Annotated in this window: 20 protein-coding genes; 6 read left to right on the forward strand and 14 right to left on the reverse strand. The window is 44.8% G+C overall.

The window, feature by feature from the left end:
* Positions 1 to 133 precede the first annotated feature (133 nt).
* Both LEP1GSC058_RS08525 and LEP1GSC058_RS08530 read right to left on the reverse strand, forming a co-directional pair.
* Positions 134 to 1,189: a class I fructose-bisphosphate aldolase gene (locus LEP1GSC058_RS08525; protein WP_016549232.1), complete on the reverse strand. Its 1,056-nt coding sequence runs from the start codon at positions 1,187 to 1,189 to the stop codon at positions 134 to 136.
* Between the two features lie 99 nt (positions 1,190 to 1,288).
* Positions 1,289 to 2,791, reverse strand: coding sequence for an ATP-binding response regulator (locus LEP1GSC058_RS08530; protein WP_039948223.1), 1,503 nt, complete (start codon positions 2,789 to 2,791; stop codon positions 1,289 to 1,291).
* A gap of 291 nt (positions 2,792 to 3,082) precedes the next feature.
* Here LEP1GSC058_RS08530 and LEP1GSC058_RS08535 point away from each other — a divergent pair, with 291 nt between their 5' ends.
* The 3 genes from LEP1GSC058_RS08535 to LEP1GSC058_RS08545 all read left to right on the forward strand — a co-directional run bounded on the left by LEP1GSC058_RS08535 (position 3,083) and on the right by LEP1GSC058_RS08545 (position 4,371).
* Positions 3,083 to 3,523 (forward strand): CBS domain-containing protein, encoded by a 441-nt coding sequence (locus LEP1GSC058_RS08535; protein WP_016549298.1) that lies wholly within the window; start codon positions 3,083 to 3,085, stop codon positions 3,521 to 3,523.
* Positions 3,524 to 3,673: 150 nt separating this feature from the next.
* Entirely contained in the window at positions 3,674 to 3,865 is a 192-nt protein-coding gene (locus LEP1GSC058_RS08540; RefSeq protein ID WP_016549284.1) for a hypothetical protein, read from the forward strand.
* Positions 3,862 to 4,371, forward strand: coding sequence for an LIC_12238 family plasminogen-binding lipoprotein (locus LEP1GSC058_RS08545; protein WP_016549296.1), 510 nt, complete (start codon positions 3,862 to 3,864; stop codon positions 4,369 to 4,371). The genes LEP1GSC058_RS08540 and LEP1GSC058_RS08545 overlap by 4 nt, the downstream gene beginning before the upstream one ends.
* Here the strand turns inward: LEP1GSC058_RS08545 and LEP1GSC058_RS08550 are convergent.
* The 8 genes from LEP1GSC058_RS08550 to LEP1GSC058_RS08585 form a co-directional block, all read right to left on the reverse strand.
* A complete protein-coding gene (locus LEP1GSC058_RS08550) occupies positions 4,368 to 6,293 on the reverse strand; it encodes a tetratricopeptide repeat protein (RefSeq protein ID WP_016549199.1) in 1,926 nt (641 codons plus the stop codon). The two genes, LEP1GSC058_RS08545 and LEP1GSC058_RS08550, sit on opposite strands and share 4 nt — an antisense overlap.
* Positions 6,290 to 6,754 carry a chemotaxis protein CheW gene (locus LEP1GSC058_RS08555; RefSeq protein WP_016549197.1) on the reverse strand — a complete coding sequence of 155 codons (465 nt, stop codon included), beginning with the start codon at positions 6,752 to 6,754 and terminating at the stop codon, positions 6,290 to 6,292. The genes LEP1GSC058_RS08550 and LEP1GSC058_RS08555 overlap by 4 nt, the downstream gene beginning before the upstream one ends.
* Positions 6,755 to 6,763: 9 nt before the next feature.
* Positions 6,764 to 7,498, reverse strand: coding sequence for a hypothetical protein (locus tag LEP1GSC058_RS08560; protein WP_016549293.1), 735 nt, complete (start codon positions 7,496 to 7,498; stop codon positions 6,764 to 6,766).
* A 293-nt stretch (positions 7,499 to 7,791) separates the two neighbouring features.
* The gene (locus tag LEP1GSC058_RS08565; RefSeq protein ID WP_016549226.1) at positions 7,792 to 8,853 is read right to left on the reverse strand and encodes a mannose-1-phosphate guanylyltransferase; all 1,062 of its coding nucleotides are present in this window, start codon (positions 8,851 to 8,853) and stop codon (positions 7,792 to 7,794) included.
* A 2-nt stretch (positions 8,854 to 8,855) separates the two neighbouring features.
* On the reverse strand, positions 8,856 to 9,734 hold the full coding sequence (locus tag LEP1GSC058_RS08570) for a hypothetical protein (protein ID WP_016549271.1): 879 nt from the start codon (positions 9,732 to 9,734) through the stop codon (positions 8,856 to 8,858).
* The gene (hfq, locus tag LEP1GSC058_RS08575) at positions 9,735 to 9,986 is read right to left on the reverse strand and encodes an RNA chaperone Hfq (RefSeq protein WP_010411443.1); all 252 of its coding nucleotides are present in this window, start codon (positions 9,984 to 9,986) and stop codon (positions 9,735 to 9,737) included. It abuts the gene before it with no gap.
* A gap of 14 nt (positions 9,987 to 10,000) precedes the next feature.
* Positions 10,001 to 10,879, reverse strand: coding sequence for a tRNA (adenosine(37)-N6)-dimethylallyltransferase MiaA (gene miaA / locus LEP1GSC058_RS08580; protein ID WP_084680399.1), 879 nt, complete (start codon positions 10,877 to 10,879; stop codon positions 10,001 to 10,003).
* A gap of 17 nt (positions 10,880 to 10,896) precedes the next feature.
* A complete protein-coding gene (locus LEP1GSC058_RS08585; protein WP_016549210.1) occupies positions 10,897 to 11,352 on the reverse strand; it encodes a TIGR02300 family protein in 456 nt (151 codons plus the stop codon).
* Positions 11,353 to 11,463: 111 nt separating this feature from the next.
* Between LEP1GSC058_RS08585 and LEP1GSC058_RS08590 the strand changes: the two genes are divergently transcribed.
* Positions 11,464 to 12,219, forward strand: a complete 756-nt coding sequence (locus LEP1GSC058_RS08590; protein WP_016549311.1) for a pyridoxine 5'-phosphate synthase — start codon at positions 11,464 to 11,466, stop codon at positions 12,217 to 12,219.
* On the opposite strand, the gene LEP1GSC058_RS08595 is transcribed toward LEP1GSC058_RS08590, so the two are convergent.
* On the reverse strand, positions 12,170 to 13,087 hold the full coding sequence (locus LEP1GSC058_RS08595) for a hypothetical protein (protein WP_016549214.1): 918 nt from the start codon (positions 13,085 to 13,087) through the stop codon (positions 12,170 to 12,172). The genes LEP1GSC058_RS08590 and LEP1GSC058_RS08595 overlap by 50 nt on opposite strands.
* Before the next feature lie 124 nt (positions 13,088 to 13,211).
* Here LEP1GSC058_RS08595 and LEP1GSC058_RS08600 point away from each other — a divergent pair, with 124 nt between their 5' ends.
* Together LEP1GSC058_RS08600 and nadB are read left to right on the forward strand one after the other, a co-directional pair.
* A complete protein-coding gene (locus LEP1GSC058_RS08600; RefSeq protein ID WP_016549233.1) occupies positions 13,212 to 15,035 on the forward strand; it encodes a S41 family peptidase in 1,824 nt (607 codons plus the stop codon).
* A 53-nt stretch (positions 15,036 to 15,088) separates the two neighbouring features.
* Positions 15,089 to 16,690: an L-aspartate oxidase gene (nadB, locus tag LEP1GSC058_RS08605; RefSeq protein WP_016549215.1), complete on the forward strand. Its 1,602-nt coding sequence runs from the start codon at positions 15,089 to 15,091 to the stop codon at positions 16,688 to 16,690.
* Between the two features lie 35 nt (positions 16,691 to 16,725).
* Here the strand turns inward: nadB and omp85 (LEP1GSC058_RS08610) are convergent, their stop codons facing one another.
* The 3 genes from omp85 (LEP1GSC058_RS08610) to omp85 (LEP1GSC058_RS08620) all read right to left on the reverse strand — a co-directional run bounded on the left by omp85 (LEP1GSC058_RS08610) (position 16,726) and on the right by omp85 (LEP1GSC058_RS08620) (position 20,730).
* Positions 16,726 to 18,252: an Omp85 family outer membrane protein gene (gene omp85 / locus LEP1GSC058_RS08610; protein ID WP_084680400.1), complete on the reverse strand. Its 1,527-nt coding sequence runs from the start codon at positions 18,250 to 18,252 to the stop codon at positions 16,726 to 16,728.
* Positions 18,253 to 18,500: 248 nt separating this feature from the next.
* Positions 18,501 to 19,196: a surface adhesin Lsa25 gene (lsa25, locus tag LEP1GSC058_RS08615; protein WP_016549178.1), complete on the reverse strand. Its 696-nt coding sequence runs from the start codon at positions 19,194 to 19,196 to the stop codon at positions 18,501 to 18,503.
* 13 nt (positions 19,197 to 19,209) lie between these two features.
* The gene (omp85, locus tag LEP1GSC058_RS08620) at positions 19,210 to 20,730 is read right to left on the reverse strand and encodes an Omp85 family outer membrane protein (protein ID WP_016549264.1); all 1,521 of its coding nucleotides are present in this window, start codon (positions 20,728 to 20,730) and stop codon (positions 19,210 to 19,212) included.
* Positions 20,731 to 20,768: the final 38 nt, after the last annotated feature.

The raw sequence follows: 20,768 nt of genomic DNA on the forward strand, positions 1-20,768 counted from the left end.
TCCTCCACTAATTTTTCCAAACCATCTCTTGAATAAAAAAGGAAGGAGTCGCCGCCATCTAGCGCCGATCCCTTCCTCTCGATTCGTTCGACATTTTATCAGCTGCCGACGAAGTATTTGTATGACGACCCCTTTACGCGATCGTCACTTCTTTCGAAAGGTATACGTCTTGAATCGCGTTCAACAACGCAACGCCGTCTTTCATCGGTTTTTGGAAAGCTTTCCGCCCGGAAATCAATCCCATACCGCCTGCGCGTTTATTAATGACGGCAGCCTTTACCGCGTCGCCTAAATCGTTCGACCCGGAAGGTCCTCCGGAGTTGATTAAACCTATTTTTCCCATATAACAATTCGCTACTTGATAACGCGCCATATCGATCGGATGTTCGGAGCTAAGATCCGTATACATTTTATCGTCTTTTTTACCGAACTTAAGATCTTTAAAGCCTCCTGCATTCGTTTCTGGTAGCTTTTGTTTTACGATATCCGCCTCTATGGTCGCGGCCAGATGATTCGCCTGTCCAGTTAAATCCGTCGCAACATGATAGTCGGTTTTATCGGTTTTAAATGCGTCGTTTCTAAGATATGCCCAGAGGATAGTAACTAAGCCGAGTTCGTGAGCTCTATGAAACGCTTCCGAGACTTCTTGAATTTGACGGGAACTCTCGTCGGAACCGTAATAAATGGTAGCACCGACGGCGGCAGCTCCCATATCAAAGGCCTGCTCCACATTCGCAAATAAGATCTGATCGAATTTGTTAGGATAGCTTAGAAGTTCATTGTGATTAATTTTTACGACGAACGGAATTTTATGCGCATATTTACGCGAAACCAGACCCAGCACTCCGAGTGTGGAAGCCACAGCGTTACAGCCGCCCTCGATCGCGAGTTTTACGATATTTTCGGGATCAAAGTAAGCAAGGTTTTTCGCAAACGAGGCGCCTGCGCTATGCTCGATACCCTGATCGACGGGAAGAATCGAAAGATAGCCGGTTCCAGCGAGACGCCCCGTATTGTAAATGGATTGGAAATTTCTTAGAACTGAATTGTTCCTGTCGGTCTTAGAAAAGATATCATCAACATACGAAGGACCCGGGACAGTGAGAATCTCCTTCGGAATCGTTTTAGATACGTGATTCAATAGGAAATCCGCCTCTCCGCCGAGTGCGCTCTTGATTTTGTCTAACATTCCTGTTGCTACCTTAATGGATTTGGATCTTGGAGTCCATTTTTTTGGAAAACCCCAAAATTTCCATCGCTTTTCCGATCCCCGATTGATGAGATAGATCTACCTGAATTCTACGGGTAATCTAACAAAGAAGTCCGTTCCCGAAGGGGATTTGCGAACAAGGAGCTTACCCCGGTTCGACTGGATGATTCCATAACAGACCGAGAGTCCCATACCCACCCTAGTATCATCCGACTGGATTCGTTCGAAAGGTTGAAAGGCATTATCGGGATCGATTTCCAAGGATAAGGAACCCGACACGCGGATTTCTAAATTCGATTCTTCCGTTTTTCCTCCATCATCACCTTTGCTGAATTTCGCAGTCAGCCGGATTCCGCCGCCTTGAGCTGCCATTGCGGCCGCATAATAGTAAAGTAAATAATATAGAACTTCCTTTATTTGACTTTGCTTCAAAAATAATTCCGGTAATTCCTGGGGAATATCTTTGATAAGTTCCAAATTCTTTGAACGTAGCAAAGCCGAAATCATTCCTTCCACCGCGGAAACAATCTCCTCGAAACGAGCCCAAGTCGCTTCCTCATTATCGGATTTTGAAAAGAGTATAAGATTTCGAACGATTCCCGAAATTCTTTCGCCCTGCTCTATGATAACCCGAGCATAGTTCCTAATATCAGGCTCGACGCTTCGATGATTTCGGATAATATTTCCGTAATTAATGATTCCCATTAACGGATTATTGATTTCGTGCGCGATCCCTGCGGCTAATTTCTGAATCGAATCCAATCGCATTTCGGACTGAATAACTTTTTCCATTTCGGAAATTCTCTGCTCGGAAATGGTAAGCAAGGAAAGTTCGGAGAAGGTAACGATACTTCCGATAATTCTGCCGTCTTCGTCCCGAATCGGAGATACCCTAAATCCGACCCGAATTTTCTTCCCGTCCCGACGTGCCAGCACCGCGGGAATATAACGAAGATTATTCCCTAAATCCGTATTATCTTCTTCTAAATCGCCGAACTCGGTTTGAATAAAAGACAAAACTCGGTCTCCCGGTTGCCCCATCGCATCGACCAATCTCCACCCCGTTAACTCTTCTCCGGCGTGATTTAAAAAAATGACTTTTCCTTCTCCGTCCAACGAAACGGCGCCTTCCGAAATACTTTGAATAACGTTCCGATATTCGTTCCCGCTTTCTTTCACCTGCCCGAATCTTTTTTGCTGGCGAAGCGCTATCTCGATCGAGGACTTCAATTGGTGATTTTGAAACGGTTTCGTAATATACGCGTAAGTGGATGCGGAATCCATCGCGCGCATAAATGTGGAATCGTCCGTGTATGCGGTCATAAAGACGATCGGCACATCCTTGATTCTTTGAATACTTTGCGCGGTTTGAATCCCGTCCATATCTCCTTCAATCGAGATATCCATTAGTACAAGATCGGGATCGGTCTCTTGAAAGATTGTTTGAGCGTCTTGTCCGTTGGCAGCGACTCCTGCAATCCGGTACCCCAAATTTTGAAGAGTCTTTTGAAGATTAAACGAAAGCAACCATTCGTCTTCCACGATTAAGATATTCGGTTGCTCAGAAGAAGTTGAGCTCATAGATGATTGTTTTTTACTTAGTCCCAAGGTATACGGGGCGACTTCCTCTGACGATATCCTTCCACGTTAGGAGCGAATTGGGAAACCTTTTTTCCATTTTAGTCCGAAGGTTCCTGAAGAGTTCACCGTTGAAATTGGTTTCGAAGCGCATAATTAGGACTTATTTTACGGAATTTCGTTGCTTTTTTTCCTCAATTTGCCCTTGTACTTTCTGAAAAGCCCACCCTGAAACCGATAAAAAATCCTTGAACCGAGGCATCTTCGGACATACACTTTGGCCCAGAGGTTAACATGCTGGTTAAGGAAATCTTGGAAAAGAAGGACCGAAAGATTCTTTCGGTAGAACCCCAAACTACGGTTTGGGAAGCAATTCGCTTCATGACCAAGTACGATATTGGTTCTGTAATAGTTTTGAACGCGGGGAAGTTGGCGGGAATCTTTACGGAACGCGATTTACTGCACTTTGCATCTACGGATCGGGAAAAAGTCTTCGATAAAACAGTTGCTGAAGTGATGTCAACTCAGTTGACCACGATGACTCCAGGGGACCAAGTGGACGACGTCTTAGCGATTATGCTGAAAAAAAGGATACGCCACATGCCGATACTCGACGGAAATCGGCTTACAGGAATTATTTCTATCGGAGATGCGGTTAAAGCCAAAATTGAAAAAACGGAAGAGGAAAATAAAAATCTCAAACGTTATATCTACAGTGAATCCGGCTTTATTTGAACTACGAGCGGCAGTTCCGCTTCTTCCGCGGCAAGAACGAAATTGCCGCTTTTCCATTTGAATTCCGGGGGTCCTTTCAGAACGCACCTTGGTCAGAGCTAAACGAAATCAGGTTGCCGGAATCCTTTTTGTCGAAAGAATGATTCTAGGATGAAGTTCCTATTTTTCTTATTACTCAGTTATCTCGTTTTTCGATTCGTTCAGCGAGCGTTTACTCCGATTCGTAAAGAAGAACGTAGCGGATTTAAGGTTATTTTCCCGGATGCCCGTCATGCCGGAAGGGAAAAGGATATTTCCGATAAAGTCAGAATTTTAGAGAAAGAAGATTCGGAAAACCGATGAAGAGATTTCTATTCTTCCTCCCCTTACTCCTCGTGTCCCTCATGATATCCTGTCTCGGGATGAAGGGAGAATTCGGTTGGGCTATTTTGGACGAGGATCAATTGGATTTCCTCGAAAAACGGATGACCAACATAAGCGAATTCACGTTAACTCGGGATAAACTGGCCTTTCCAAACGATAAAACATTAGCCTATATTTATAAATTTTCCCGCCTTCCAAATCCCGAAGCCGAGACATACGTAAGTTTAAGCCGGTTTCAATTAGGATTTAATGAAATAGAAGTCAGTCGCAAGCGTCCTGATTTATCCACTTCCACGATTCGAGGCAGTTTTCGCGATTTACCGACGGGAAAATATCTTCTTAAAGTTTCGTACAACGAAGATGTGATCGATAGCGTGGAATTTAGAATCGTTTCCCCGGCAGGAACTATGGACGAGGATGAGGATGCTCCGTCCGGCTCGGACGATATCGAAAAATATTCCAAAACAAGAAACGGAAAAGATTAAGGCGTATCGCTCGCAAGAGGATCTCCGGGATACGGATCGCGAGGAATACCGTCTTCCAGAATTCGATTAATTCTTTCTATATTCCGCAAAGCAAGATTCATTTCCGTTTGAGTTCCGATTTTAAGAATCTCTTCGTTGAATTTCTTCGCGGTCGCAAAATCCTTTTCGAACTCGTATAATATCGATACTCTCTGCATCGCTTTCGTTCCGGGAGAAGTTTCCAGCTTTGTTCGGACAACGTCTATTCTTTCCTTAGTTTCCTCCAATTCCAGATTCTTCAATCGATATTGAGCCATATCCTGATCATTTGTACGCTCTAAGAGGCCTTTCTTAATCGTCAGTAATTCCTTCTTGCCTTCCGAATATTTACGATCTTCCTTTGTATAACTCTCGCGGAGCTTGGCGTAGGAATCGATCGACTTCAATAATTCGGTCTTTTCCTTAGCGGGTTTCTTCTCGTATCTGTGCAAACGCGAAATTCCCAGATGAGCGATCGTTTCCATTCTAAAGCGCTCTTGGGAATCAGGAAATGAAAGTTCTGATTCTGTCTCGGCCTCTTTTGCTCTGCCTTCTAACCAATATGAATAATATGCGGCGGCTTTTTCCAAATTCCCGATTTTAGTTTCGAAAAAATTGCCTACTTCAAAGGAGTACAATCCTTTCTTTTTCGGATCAGGTTCGGCTTGATAATATTTTTCATAGAATTCAGCCGCTAAAACATATTGTTTCAATTCGGTATGAAGCGAAGCGATTTCCCGATAGACCGGAGCCATCTCGGCATCGGTTTTATTTTCTTTTAATGCAAGAGTAAGATACTTTAAGTAGAAATCCAAAGCCTTGGATTTCTTTCCGGCGGAACGTAATTCTTGGGCGAGGCTTAAAACCACCGGAGAATATTCGGGATCCAATCGAAACGCGATTTCGAGCAAGCCCGCATATCCGAAGTAGTCCGTGTTTCTTTTATAATCGAATAGAACGAAGATCCCTTGGCCGCTGACCGAAGTTTTGTTAACGACTTTAAGTCGCTCCTTGTTTTCGTTTTCCGCTTCCTTTACGTATTTTGCCAAATCGAATACGGCGCTCGCATCTTCCCGAGATTTTCGCTTAAAGAAAGGATAATAATTCTTCTCGAACGAATCCTTATAGGAAGCATCCGCCTGCTTGAGACGCTCTTCGGCGATCTTTACATTCTGCCTTGCGTCGGCGATATCCTTCGATTCTATCTTTCTCTTAGGCTGGTTTTCTTCGAAAATAAGTTCTTTCCCTCTTACGTTCGCCGCCTCCAAAACATGAATCTTATCTTTGGCTTTATTCCAATCGATTCCGGCCTGAGAAAGTTCCTTTGCAATCCGTCCATGCCCTCTCGCTTTTTCTATTTCGGAGCTATCGTATAATTCTCTCAGTCGCGACTCTTTCGAGAAAGATTCCTCGGTGTGAGCGAAATCGCGGTAGCGTAAAGCGGTGCTCGCTTCCTCTAAAGCTTTGAAATTCTGCTTTCTCTTGGCATATTCCTGTCCCAAAAGAGAATGGAGTTCGAACAGAATGGGAGATTCGCGCAGAACGGCGGCATCGGTGAGTTTATTCGCCATTTTAAGAATTAATAATCTTAAAGTGTTTCGATCCGTTTTTTCTGTGAAGATTTTTCCGAGTCTCCGCTCTTCTTCAGTTCGTTTAGGGTCTACGAACTGCGCGTAATAACGGTCCAACGGAGCACGGATAGACGCGATCGAATCAACCCCTTCAACAGGATTCGATAGGGATTCTTTTAATTTTGCGACTTCGTCCGGCGGGATAACTTCATGAGGAAGTTTATAAATCCCGGCGGGATCGAGTCGTTGATCCTGCTCGTCCGCTAAAAGCAAGCTCGCCGATCCGATATAAAGCAGAAGCAGCGCGCCCGTTTTCAGGCGGAGAAAATTCATTTTACCGCAGAACCTAACTCCGACAATTCTTCGGAACCCAGGATCTTCTCGATATCGATCAATATAATAAATCGATCATCTTTTTTACCGACGCCGGTAATATAGCGAGAAGAAATTCCTTTAACCGAAGGAGGAGGAGGATTGATTGTTTCAGGAGGAAATAAGGCTACGTTTGCGACCTTATCTACGATAATTCCTACCGATTCACCTCCGATCTTCACTACGATAGCGCGATCGTATTCGGACTCGTGCTCTCTCGGAATATTTAATTTAACTCCGAGATCGACCATTTTTACGACTTTGCCTCGGATATCCATAATCCCGGCAAAGTAATTTTTAGAACGAGGTACTCGTACTAAATTGTGAATTTTTATAATCTCGTCTACCCAGGTGATCGGAATCGCATATTCCTCTTCGCCTAAACTAAACAGAATGTACTGGTGTTCGATTTCGTCGGACATTCCCCCTCCTCAGAAACGGGTGTATCCGTAATAATAGAAGTACGATCCTGAACCTAAGAAAAGCATCACCTTCGAAAAGAGCGGATCGCGTTTCCTCAGTATCCAGTCCAAACCGCCAAAAAGCAAACCGAAAACCGCGAGCGAAAAACCCAGTAAATAAAAATCCAGGTAGGTATACCAAATTCCGACTGCACTCATAGCCCCTACGAATAGATCGTGAAGATCTCCCCAGAGCCTACGGCGAATTCTTGGCCATAACGGTTCGGAAGGGGTTTTATCCGAGAATCTATCCCAGAAACCGGCTCCCCTTCGAATCCCGAAAACATGATCGTATTTGGTCGAAATTTCCCAAGGTTTCGACTCTTTCCGTTCCGTCGCGGCTCCCAAAGGTTCCGGGGAAACCCCGTATGCTCCGCCCATAACTTGCAGAGCATCCCTATCCGGAAGTGAGGAAACTAAATCTCGAAAAGGGGCGAATCTGGAATATAGCGGATAGGAACGACCGGTGCTTAGATCGGTTTCCTTGAGAATCGAACCGTCCCGAATCGTAGAAACATAGATCCTTCCGTTCTCTCCGGCAACCTCTAATGTCAGACGGATTTTGCGATCGTGATAATGAAAATCGGCTTGGAGAATATCTCCATCCGGAGTTTTAGCTTGATATGATTTTGTGTATCCTTTGGCAGGAGGAAACTCAGGCTTCCACCACTTACGAAGAACGGAATAATCCTGGAACGAGGCCATACAACGTTCCTATCGGTGAATTTCGAAAATTGCTTTAGGTCCGTTTGAAGCGGTTTTGAATTTCGAAGGATATCTTCGATTAAGAAATGAGGTGGGCGGCGAGACCGGGGCTCGCCTATGATGGAAGAGGAACCCGGTCTTAAAGTCCGGTTAGTACCGGTCTATTTGCCTTTCTTCTTATGACGGTTAAGTCTTCTCTTTTTCTTCCTTTTATGAGTCGCGATCTTTCTTCGCTTTCTTTTTTTACCGGAAGGCATTCGGTGCTCCTATGGGTTTCCTACCCTGTCAGCAAATTATTCGGTATACTTTTGTAAACCTTTATTTTTACGGATCTCGGCCACTAGTGTTTTGATTTCTCCGATACCTTCTTTAGAAGCGATGAATAGTACATCTTCTTCTTCCACTACGACTAAATCTTGTACTCCGAGTAAAGCAGTGAACTCTTTTCGAGTTTGAGTTACGTTATTGGAAGATTTAAAAAATAGAATATCCTTTCCGATGTGTCGATTTCCTTGAGAGTCACCCGGGAGCACTCGCTCCAACGAAAGCCAGGAACCCACATCATCCCAACCGAAACTCGCTTCCACCATACGAATCTTCGAACTCTTTTCCATAATTGTGATGTCGACAGGTTCCGACGGAAGTAGTCTGAAGGCTTCGCCCAACTCTCCGGCTTTCTTAAAGGGAAAACGATCTTGAAGAGGTTTAAGAATTCTAGGCGCTAATGAAGAGAACTCATCCAGTATCAAACCGGTTTTCCAAATAAAGATTCCGGGATTCCAATAAAAATTAGATTTCTTAATGTATTTCAACGCCGTCTTCATATCCGGCTTCTCGAAGAACGCCTTCACTTCGAATCCGTACTTTGTCGGTTTTCCTGAGGAAATGTAACCGTATCCGACTTCAGGACGGTTCGGTTTAATTCCAAGAAGAACCAAATGGTCTTTGGTTTCGTGAATCGCTTTCTGAATCGTTTTAGTAAATTCCTTATCGGAGCTTACCCAGGCGTCTGCGGAAAGCACGACCTGAACCGGGTCGCCGAACATTTCTTTAAAATAAAGAGAGGCCAAGGCGATGATCGGCGCCGTATTTTTACCTTCGGGTTCGATAATAAAATTCTTTTCCGGAAAATTTCGTTCCTGGGCGAGGATCGCCTTCTTTAAGGTTGCATTGGTTCCGATGAATATCCGATCCAAACTCGTGATGCTTAAGGCACGATTTAAGGTTTCCTTAAGTAAAGTATTTTTAGAATAGACTTTTTGAAGCTGCTTAGGCGTGGAAATTCTAGAGCGAGGCCAAAACCTCTCCCCTTTTCCTCCTGCCATAATTAAAACTACAGGTTTTTCCTGACTCATCTCTACTCCACTTCTTTGGGTTTTCGAGCGGTTTGTTTCTTCTTCCCCAAGGCCTTTGGATCTCCGAGAATGGAATCTACAGGAAGGAGGATTACTTCGACCTTGTCTCCCAAGCTCTCGTATAGGACAAACTCTTTCATCTCCGGATTCTTTTTTAGGAAGTCTCGGTATGCTTCCCAACGGTGTTTTGCTGCGGTAAGCTTTGCCTCTTCTTGGACCAGGAGGAGTTCCGCTTTTTTTAACGCATCCAATTTTTCCTGTTTTTTGGCCAATAGGTAATTCGGATTTCGTAACAAGTTATTGATTACTAGCGGATCGGGAACCTGCAACTCTATAATCCGAACCGACTCGACACGGAGCCAAGGCATTTGATTCGAGACCCCGATAGAAGCCTCCTTTCTCAGGAAATTGGACAGTCCGTCCTTTGTAAGATTGAGATTCTTTTCGTCTTCGATCCGGGACCTAAGCAAAGATAGAAAAATCCCCGAAAGAAATTTTTTCCTGGCGGATTCGGCAATTCCTCCGGCGGAAAACCATTTTTTCGCCCCTTCTCCATCTAAGGAGAAAACGACCTCAAAGTCGGCCGAAATCGTCCCTTCTTCCGAATCTTTGGGAAACAGGCCGGACGATAAATCGTAAGCGATTTTTACTTCTTCGGAAAGGGAGCGTAAATCTTCCTTTAGAATTTTATGATCCCAGAATAGATATACCCTGGGTTCGTACGCCAACCCCGGCCCACGTATAAAGGACAATAATCGAGAATCGGATGACCAGGTGACGAGAGCTTCCCCGTCTCCTAGGATATAAAGTGGATAGACGATCCCGACAAGGATTCCTCCGAATAGGAAGAATAGAAAAGCTCTACCAATCCATCGAATCATCTAGGCAGAAGGAGTTTCCTTCGCCGCTTCTTCGGTATATAGTTTGATCACTTTGGAAGGAATGATGGTAGAAATCGCGTGTTTGTACACTAAACTCTGCTTATTTTCCTGCTCCAGGATGATTGTAAAATTATCGAAGCTTACAACCTTTCCTTTTAAAGGAACTCCATTCAGAAGGTAGATGGTAAGTTCCAATTTTTCCTTCCTTGCAGTGTTAAGGAGTTGGTCCTGGATATTGTTTTTAGCAGACATAGGTTTTATCCGTTTTATATATTTTGTATATTTTTATACGCTTCACTTGGTTTCACGGGAGTCAAGAAGGCTTGCTTCCTGAACCAAGTGATTTGTCGTTTGGCGTAATTTCTGTGGGATTGGCTTAAATTCCCTAAGAATGTCTCAAGATTGGACTTTCCTTTAATATTTTCAAGCGCGAAATTATAACCGAGCGAAGAGAGCCCTGGGCAACTCTCCCCGTATTTATCGGCTACTTTTTTTGCCTCCTCGGCCATTCCGTCCGAGATCATTTTCCGAGCTCGTTCGTCGATTCTAAGATACAATTCCTTACGATCTAAATCCAAAAAATATCCTCGAAGAATATTCAAATTTCGAGTATGTAAGGCGCCCGATCCCTCTTTGATTTTTAATTCCGACCAACGAACTCCCATTAAATTAACTTCCAAGGCTCTGCCGTATCGATAATCATCATTTGGGAATATTCTCTCGAGGGCGACCGGGTCTAATTCTCGAAGCAATCTCATTTTTTCCTCTATCGGAAATGATTCCACTCGAGCACGAACTTCAGGGCTAATATTCGGAACGTCGAACATTCCAAAAAGAAACGCATTCAAATAAAATCCCGTACCTGCAGTCAGTACTGGAATCTTTCCTTTCGAGAGAACGATATCCAACGCCTTCGCCGCAAAGATCGAATATTTAGCGGCGTCGATCGACTCCGCGGGAGAAATCAGATTGGTTAAATGGTGAGGAATTCTCTCTAGATCCTGCTGCGAGGGAGAAGCGGTTCCGATAGGAAGCTCTTGATAGATTTGCCTGGAATCAAAGGAAAGAATCTCAAAGCGAGAGGGGTCCAATTCCCGGACCAGGGCCGTCTTACCCGCGCCAGTCGGCGCGGTCAGGATTACGATCGAAGACTGGGAGCGGATTATTCCTCCTCCTCTTCCTCGTCCTCCTCTTCTTCCAGAGGTTCTTCCACGATGGCTTCTTCGTCTTCGAAACCTACTTCGGCATCATCTTCCACGATCGCATCCTCGAGAAATTCCTCCTCTTCGATACGGGGACGAGTTGCGGTTCGACTTTTGACGACGGGTCGTTTATTTTGATCGGCTCCGCATTTCGGACAAATCTTATCTTCTTTATTTAAATCGTAAAATTTAGTTCCACAAGTATGACAGGTGAACTTTTTACCCAATGGATTTGCGGAAACTTTACTTCCTGCAAAAGATCTCTTTGCGAACGATGAGGATGATACGGCAGGCTTTGCAGAAACTGCGATTTCCTTCTTTTTTGCTGCGACCTTCTTTTTAGGAGCCGGTTTTTTTACCGGAACTTTCTTCTTAGGGGCCACTTTTTTCTTAGCCGTTTTCTTAGCGGTTGCCATTGGAATTGACCATCGTGGAATAGACAAAACCGGATTCAAGCAGAAAAACCTATTTGAAATCTAGTTTCCGATTTCCTCCAAATATTAAGAAATGGGGGCAAAAGGAAGCAAATGACCAAGCTTAGCGTTAACGTAAACAAAGTCGCAACCCTCCGCAATTCTCGCGGAGGAAACCATCCCGACATTTTGCATATTTCTAGATTGATCCTAGATGCAGGGGCCCAAGGTATCACGGTGCATCCTCGAGAAGATGAAAGGCATATTCGCAAATCGGATGTGTTTTCGCTTAAAAATTTCTTAAATTCGTACAATCAATCCAAGAACAGAAAAATAGAATATAATATGGAAGGAGAACCGTCTTCTCGATTTTTGGATTTAGTCTTGGAGGCCAAACCGGATCAGGTTACGTTAGTGCCGGTTACTCCCGGGGAGATCACATCCGACCACGGTTTCGATCTCCAAAAAGACGGAAATACGTTACGGACCTATATTCAGAAATTTCACGAGGCCGAAATTCGAGTTTCCTTGTTTGTGGAGACAAATCTCGAAAACTTAAAATACGTTTCGGATACCGGTACGGACCGAGTGGAGTTTTATACCGGCCCGTTCGCGAACGCATTCGAGTCTTCTCGGGAAGAAGGTGAAAAATCCTTCCAAGTCTATCGATCCGCTGCGGAAACGCTCCTGAATACCGGAATTGGAATCAATGCCGGCCACGATTTGGATCAATTCAATTTGCTTCTTTTTTCGAAACTGCCTGGTCTCCTGGAAGTATCCATCGGACATCGATTGATTTCCTATGCTTTGGAAGTGGGAATCACCGAGTCTGTGCGGGCGTATCTGAAAGCTCTTTCGCCAAATCCTTAAACGTGGAAAAGTTTGAATCCTCGGACAAAAGCAAGTAAGCGGCTTTTTTAAGATGAAGAGCCAATTGCTTGGAGGCGGGATTATCTTTGGATAAATCCTCCAACCCTTGTTTGAAGGAAATGATATGCCGTTTCCCCGAAGCGATGTCCCTGGAAGGGAGAGCTTTACGCAATTCCAACCAAGAGCGAGTGGCTTTATTTCCCGAAAGTTCCTTCGAATTTCGCCCGAATTCGCCGGATAAATCCCATACTTTCCGGAAAGGATGATTCTTTTCCAATGTTTTATAATATTCTAACGAAGGCTTTATTGAATTCGGTTTCGCGCCGGCAACGAAAGATTTATCCAGACCGCAATCCGCAAATACTCCTCTGCTCAGGGATTCCTTGGAAACTTCCCCCGACGCAATCAAGGGACCTAGATAACGATAGGCGTCATCCTTCCGACCTTCCTTGCAGGCGCGAATCGCGGCAATCAGTGAAATTTCACCCTGATCCAAGTCGGAACGCTCCTTATCTTCCTTTATTAATGCGGTCTGAAACGCCAATTCAGCGTATAATGGATCGTTAGGGTCGGACGTTTTAGCGCGAATCGCGTATTCGACGGCTCCGTCTAAATCTCCCAAAGATTGATAAAGAATGGATAAATTATAGCAGGCAAGCCCTCGGTCTCTGCGAATAGAACGGCAGGTGGACCGGAGTAATTTCAAGGAAGAATTCCGTTCCTCTTCGGTTCCATAAAAATCCAAGATCGCTTGTTCCTGGATCAACTCAGCGCCGAATCTTCCGCCTCCTGGAACGGAAACAGATGAACATCCGAGGGTTCCCAAAAATAGGAAAATAATGATCAGAAAAATGCGAAAGATGTTCACGTACGTTTGTCCATTAACGATAGACCGGTCGAAGGATAGATCGCCTTTTCGGGGGAATGTATTGACAGACCCCGTACGAGGTGGAAAATGTTCGAAAATAACCCGACCGGCAAGAGGAACCGATTTGAAAAGCCTGAGATCACTCTCTTTCTCCTTCGTCTCCGTCGTATTATGTACGAGTATCTTCTTTTGCGAGCCTTCCTCTGGACACTCCAAGACTACCGCGGATTTCACTCTTAAAGATTTTGACAGTGTAGTCAAGACCGTTGATCGAAGTTATATCGATAAAAACATCGATAAAAATCGTGCGTACAAGGACGCGGCGATCTTCGCGCTGTTCGCGCTCCCCCATGCTTTATATCTTTATCCCGAAAGCTATTTTAAGGATCGCGAAAAATACGAGGAGCCGGACGATATTTTCCCCGGAAAAACGTTCAAACTTTCCTCCGAAGATAAGTTTATCGTTTTCGATCCCGACTACAAAGAAGTCGAGAAAATCAGGGATCGTAAGTTGAAAGAAGAGGCAAATAAGCCGAAACTCTCCGGTGAAGAAGTTATAAAACTAGTCGAACGTGAAAAAGTAAGAAAGGCTGTTCTGTCCGCAAAATGGGAGCAAACGAATTTCTCAAAAAAGGACTTCGATCGCGTTCTAGCCTTCATTGAAAAAAGTCTTCAAAATTATTCGACTCCTCCGTTAAAGGATCCTTTCGGAACTGAAGAAACGAAAGATAAGGAACCCTTTTCCATCAAAGACATTTACTTAGCCGCGGCTAACGGGTATCTATCGTCTCTAGATCCGCATAGCCAAGTATTTCTAAAAGCCGTTTGGGAAGAATCCATGGCAAAGATAGAGGATGGAAGTTTCGAAGGGATCGGCGCAATCTTAAGCGGAGGCGGAAATAAGGAAGTCGTAGTTGAAAACCCTCTGGAAGGCAGACCTGCCGTTAACGCGGGAGTGCGCGCGGGCGACGTGATCCTAGCGGTCGACGGAAAATCGGTCAAAGGAATGATCCTTGATAAGGTAGTAGAACGAATCAAGGGTAAGAAAGGCTCGACCGTTAGCTTGACGATTCGACGCAAAGGAGTCTCCGGGACGTTGAATATAGACGTCGTAAGAGATACCATCGAAATTAAGAATATTGCAAGTAAATTGATCGAAGGCCATAATCAGATCGGTTATATTAAATTAACGGGCTTTGTTAAGTCTGATCCTTCGGTCGATAAGGAATTTGTACTGCATTTTAAAGAGCTGGAAAAGCAGGCTCAGGCAAAAGGAACCAAATTAAAAGCGCTAGTCCTGGATTTGCGAAACAATCCCGGCGGATATTTGGATCTCGCCATCGATTTAGCGGATATGTTCATCACCAATGGACTCATAGTGTCCGTTAAGAGTCCGAACCGCAGTCCGGAGGATTCGAACGCAAAAAATAGGGACTTAACGGACCTTCCGGTAGCGGTATTGATCAATGCAAAGTCCGCTTCCGCTTCGGAAATCGTAGCGTCGGCTTTAAAACATCACGGAAGAGGGTTGATTTTAGGCGAACGTTCTTTCGGAAAGGCCACCGTTCAAAAATTGCAGGAACTACCGGGCAACGGAGCATATTACATAAAATTAACGCAGTCTAGATACTACGCCCCGTCGGGAAATACGATTCAGGTTGTCGGAGTAAAACCCGATGTGGAAGTTTCTGCGGAAGAAGACGGAAGTTTCCCGTTCCATTACCGTGAGGAAAATATGTGGAACCACCTTCCGGAATTGCCGTCTGCCGCCGAGGAGAAGAGCCACTTCGACGTAAAAAAATTGGAAACTTGGGTCAAGGCGAACGGCAAAGCCGAAAAGTTCATTCAAGAACATAAAAACGACCCGATCAAACCGGATTATCAATTGATTCGGTCCATCGATTTCGTCGAAGCTCTCATTAATACCGGAGCCGGCAAACGTAAGTAATATAGAATGCAATGGAACGAAATTCGTTCCATTGCTTTTCCGGGGATATATCCATGCCTAGAATACGTACCGATTTCCTTATCATCGGGACCGGGATTACCGGACTTTTTCAAGCTCTCAAGCTTTCACCGTTTGGAGATGTAACAATCATCACCAAAAAATCCGACTACGAATCGAATACCAATTATGCGCAAGGCGGAATCGCATCCGTTTTTGCGGAAGGTGATAAGTTCGAGGATCATGTGCGAGATACGTTGGAATCCGGAGCGGGACTTTGCGATCCTGAAGCGGTTCATATTCTTGTAAAGGAAGGCCCGGCTCTTGTCCGTGAATTGCTCGATTACGGCGTCCCGTTCAACCTTGACGCAAATGGAGAATTTGATCTGCATCGCGAAGGCGGGCATGGAACAAATCGAATCGTGCACGCCCACGACCGAACAGGACGGGAAATAGAGAAGACTCTATTAGAAAACGTTAAACAAAATCCGAAGATTCGAATTTTAGAATACCATACTTTGGTGGATTTGATCACGCCCCACCATCTCAAAAAGAAAGGTCTTATTTGTTTCGGAGCGTACGTACTTTCCAATCATACCGGGGAAGTGATTCCGATTCTTGCTAAGCGAACCGTTCTTGCAAGCGGAGGAGCCGGGCAAGTTTATTCCCACAGCACAAATCCGAAAATTGCAACGGGTGACGGCGTCGCATGTGCATATCGCGCAGGCGCCGTGATTAAGAATATGGAATTCTACCAGTTCCATCCTACTTCCCTTTATCACGAGAAAGGCGATTCATTTCTCATTTCGGAGGCGGTTCGAGGAAAGGGCGCTATCCTATTGACTATGGACGGCGAACCGTTTATGAAAAAATATCACCCGATGGCAGACTTAGCGACTCGCGATATCGTAGCGAGAGCGATCGACGCGGAAATGAAACGTTCGGGCGATCCCCATGTCTGGTTGGATATTTCGCATAAACCTGCCGGGGAAATAAGAGCAGCCTTCCCTTCCATTTACGAAAAATGTATGGAATTAGGAATCGATATTACCTCCCAACCTATTCCTGTAGTTCCCGCGGCGCATTTTATGTGCGGCGGGGTCGCAACCGACCTGCACGGAAAAACGAACATCGAGAATTTATACGCAGCAGGCGAGGCGGCTTGCACCGGCGTCCATGGGGGAAATCGCTTAGCCTCCAATAGTTTATTGGAATGTCTCGTCTTTTCGAATCGAATCGCGCAAGACGTGGAACGAAATCGCCCGACATTCCTGCCTGAGCACGATCAAATTCCTTCCTGGAACAAGGAAGGCTTGGTAAACACGGAAGAATGGGTCTTAATTTCCCATGATCTATTAGAAATTAAGAATACGATGTCAAATTACGTCGGTATCGTTCGATCCAACCTGCGTCTGGAAAGGGCTCTCAGAAGAATGGATTTGATATTTTCGGAAGTCAGAGACTATTATAAGCGGACGATTATTACCGCGCCCTTACTGGAATTAAGAAATTTGGTTTTAGTCGGAGAGTTGATTATCAGAGCGGCTCTTTCTCGAAAGGAAAGTCGAGGATTGCATTATTCCACGGATTATCCCGAAAATCGTGCTCCTTCCCGCCATGATACCATTTTGCGCGACGATACGGTCCTGCGGGAATAATATGCGATTCGAATTCTTTTAATAAATCCACTTTATTAAAAGACGTGGCTAAAATTAACAAAAAGTTGTTCGTCTTCCCTTGATTTCGCATAATCGATCATGATGATCGTAGCCTGATTCCAAGCGATGCGCAAACCTAATCCTTCGGAATATTTATATCCTTGAGTTCCGATCTTGTGCTCATCGTCCCAAACTCGTCCAAAATCGAAGAACGGAACGATATTAAATGCGAAGTATTCTCCTCCAACGGAGGCCTCTCCGAATTTCCAACGGATTTCCAAATTTCCCCAACCCATCACCCTGCCGACGAATCGATCTTGTTTATATCCACGCAGCGTCCGCAAACCGCCCAAACCTCCAATAACCCCTTCCGTACCCCACATATTCCTATATTCAAAAAATGGAGTATTCCCGTCCGTTAATCCCATACCGAAGCGACTGGCCAGTACGAGTTTATCGAAGACTTTCGGAAACGGACTATAAAAGAACTTACCTTGTGCAAAATACTTTTGGAAATCGAAATCGGAGCCGATCGCCTTGCTAGATTTTTCGTAGGTTCCTTCCAGGAAAACTCCGCTATTCGGGTCGGGTTCAAAATCGCGAGTATCATATACTAACCCGATTCTAACTGTGTTTACAAAGCCGCCCCCGTACCCTAAAATCTTTCCCGCCTCCTGGTCTTGTGTAAGTCTAGTCTTACCGTTCGGAACTTTCGCTCCGTAATTCAATGGATCTCCCCCGAGCAAAGGATCATGACCTTGTACGAACTTACCGTCGAAAGTATGAACGATATTGTCCGACGCCTTAAACCCTGCGACAAGCCGCACGGTTCCTCCAACGTAGGATCGCTCGGTACTCAAATTAATCATGGGAGTTTGAATCTGGTAACGATTGTACATACGATCGGTAACTACGAAGCCGGGTTGACTAGGAATTCCAGTATACGCATTGCCCCCGTAACGAACAGGATCCTGGGGACCTCCTGGACGCCAGTAATCTAGATTCTGAGACTGATCCTGATACGTCGCATTCGTGCTCAAATACCCGCCAGGTTGATTTCTATCATGGTAACTTAGATTTTTCATCGAATCCTGTCCGATTCCAAAATACAAAGTAGTAGGAGTGATCGTCAAAAACGCATCCGCTCTCAGTCTCCATTGCGTATTTGCAATAAACGGCATGTCCAAACTGAGCTGATGATATTGTGCATTCTTGTTCGTATTAAAGTATTGGGCAAAAAAACGGACTCGATAAGGAGTATAGTCGAATAATGGGTCGCTCTTCTTCCCGTTATTATATGCGTACGCTCGAACTCCGTATCCGATTCCTTCGTTCGGATCCGAGTTAATCAAAGGCAAACCGGTCGGATACCAACCTTCTTTTTTCTGATCCAAATCCTTTTTGCATAACTGTTTTGCTGGATCCATTGGAAAGGGAAGATTCGGTCGAGGCGGAGATTTTTCACAACCTCCGGTCGGAGGCGGCGCTTCGGCTAGGACGGATTCGAAAGCGCATAAAAGCGCAAGCAGGCAGGTAAGATCTCTGACTTTGCGAATCTTCATCGAGCGACTCATCTATAGGGAAATTTCCAAACTCATAAGTAAATATGTAGCTTTGTGAAATTGTCAAATATAAATTGCGAACAAATATTCACATTCCCGTGACAAGAACGTCCGAATCGGAATATTACGCAAACAAAGATGATCTCGCGTAAAAGAGTCCAAGTCGACTCACCGACATTTTAGAATTTTATAAAAATCTAAAACACTTGAATCGGCAATCAGCGGATCGTTTATTAAGTAAATTTCGTTTAAGGTCGAACGCAACGAACGTAATAACGATTAGTCTTGTTCTGGGCATCATCCGTTCCGAACTTATCCCTTGCGAACGAAACCGCCCTAGCTGTTCGATTGGAAGGATCCTGTTCATTGGCCCAAGCGCTCCAATAAAGATCCTCGATTGTGTCCGGAAACTTCAAGAGCATCTCCGCACGGCTAGATGAACTTAATAATTTCAATTCGGTATAGCTCGCAACGCGCCAATTCGAATATCCTCCAGTCCTGTCTCCTGAACAACTAGTATATGCTTCCGAGCTACCGGCCACCCCGATCTGAGAAACCGGAACTAACGCTTCCGGCAAACTTACCGCGTTACACGCCCCGTTGTTTTGATTACAGTATTGCAACTGAACGGCGCCCCAACCATTGTTTATAAGACCGCCACCTTCGCAGCTATAACCGCCCGACGTGGCAACATAGGTTTGTCCCTGAGAGCAAATTTTCCAAGTTAGCCCGATTGACGAATCGGTTATCGTTCCGTCCCCGTTAGATCGATAGGTGCTGAAGAAAAGCGCACCCGCCAGCAATACGTTTGCGTCTTCGTTTAAAAAACCTTGGGTCTCCTTATCCTTTTTTTGTTCGCAGTTTGCGACGGCAAAAAACGAAATCGAAAGAACGAAGTAACATTGAAGGATCGAGGAAAAGAAAATTGTAAACTGGTTCTTCATAAATAGTACTCTATCAAAATGCGTGGTTAAAGTTTATAAAAAGTTGCTTATCTTCTCGAGAAACTGCGTAGTCTATCATGATAATCGTAGTTTGGTTCCAAGCAATCCGAAGTCCCGTTCCCTTAGAATATTTATATCCCTGGGTACCGATCTTATGTTCGTCGTCCCAAATACGACCGAAGTCGAAAAAGGGAACAATATTGAAGGCAAAGTGTTGCCCCCAGATGGAAAATTCCGCGAATTTATAACGAATCTCTAAATTTCCCCAACCCATCGTACGACCGACAAATCGATCTTGCTTATATCCGCGAAGGGTCGTGCGACCCCCGAGACCGGAAATCACACCTTCCGTTCCCCACATATTTCTATACTCGAAAAAAGGAACATCGCCTTCAGTAAGGGAAAAACCTCCGCGACCGGCCAATACGAGCTTATCGAAAACTTTCGGGAACGGGCTGTAGAAGAATTTAGCCTGCGTGAAATATTTCGAATAATTGTAATCGGATCCCATGGTTTTGGTCGCCCGTTCATAAGTAGCCTCTATGAAAACGCCTTGGTTTGGATCCGGCTCCAAATCACGAGTATCATACACCAAACCCAATCGAATGGAATTCACATTTCCACCATGGTACCCTAAAATCTTGCCCGCTTGCTGATCCTGCGTTAATTTTGTAGTGCCATTATATACCAATCCGCTGGAATTGATAGGCCATCCGTCCAGAACAGGATCGTTGCCCTTCACTTGCGTACCGTCAAACGTGCGAACTATATTCTGGGAAAACCTGGCTCCCGTAACAAGCCTTACTGTTCCACCTAAATAGGAATGCTCCGCGCTTAAGTTCGCAGTCGGCGAAATTATATTATATCGATTGTATTGTCCGTCCGAAACTCTAAATCCATTCTGGGCAGGCAGTCCGCTATACACTCCCCCGCCTAAAGTGACCGGATCTCCCGGACCACCTGGTCGAGTATAAGCAAGATTTTGCTGCTGTTGAGTAAAGGTTTGGTTCGTGTCCAACTGCGAGCCGGGTTGATTTCGATCGTGAGAACTTAAATTTTGCAGGGAAGATTCTCCGACACCGAAGAATAGAGTATTCGGGTTTGCATCGTATACGCCCTCACCTCTTAATCTCCACTGAGTTCCAAAAACGTACGGCGCATCAAATGCGATATCCTGGTACTGTCGATTTTTGGTCGTGTTAAAGTATTGAGCATAGATACGAAACTTATACGGTGTGTATTCGAAAAACGGATCGTCCCTTTTGCCGTTATTATAAGCGAAGACGCGCACACCGTATCCGACACCGCTATTCGGATCCGAATTTAAGAGTGGAAGCCCCGTAGGAAACCAACCCTCTTTCTTTTTTATTAAATCCTTCTTACAGAGTTGCCTCTGCTGGCTTATTGGAAATGGGAGATCCTTACGGGCCTCGGGCTTTTCGCAACCGCCAATAATATTCTGCGCGGATATTGGTTCAGCGAATCCAAAAGTGACAAGTCCGATTAAAGCAAGACAAACGAGAAAATTCTTCATTCAAAGCCCAGATAATAAAATACGATTTCGCAAGTTAT

Origin of the sequence: Leptospira fainei serovar Hurstbridge str. BUT 6 (genome assembly GCF_000306235.2) — a bacterium.
GTDB classification, from domain to species: Bacteria; Spirochaetota; Leptospiria; order Leptospirales; family Leptospiraceae; genus Leptospira_B; species Leptospira_B fainei.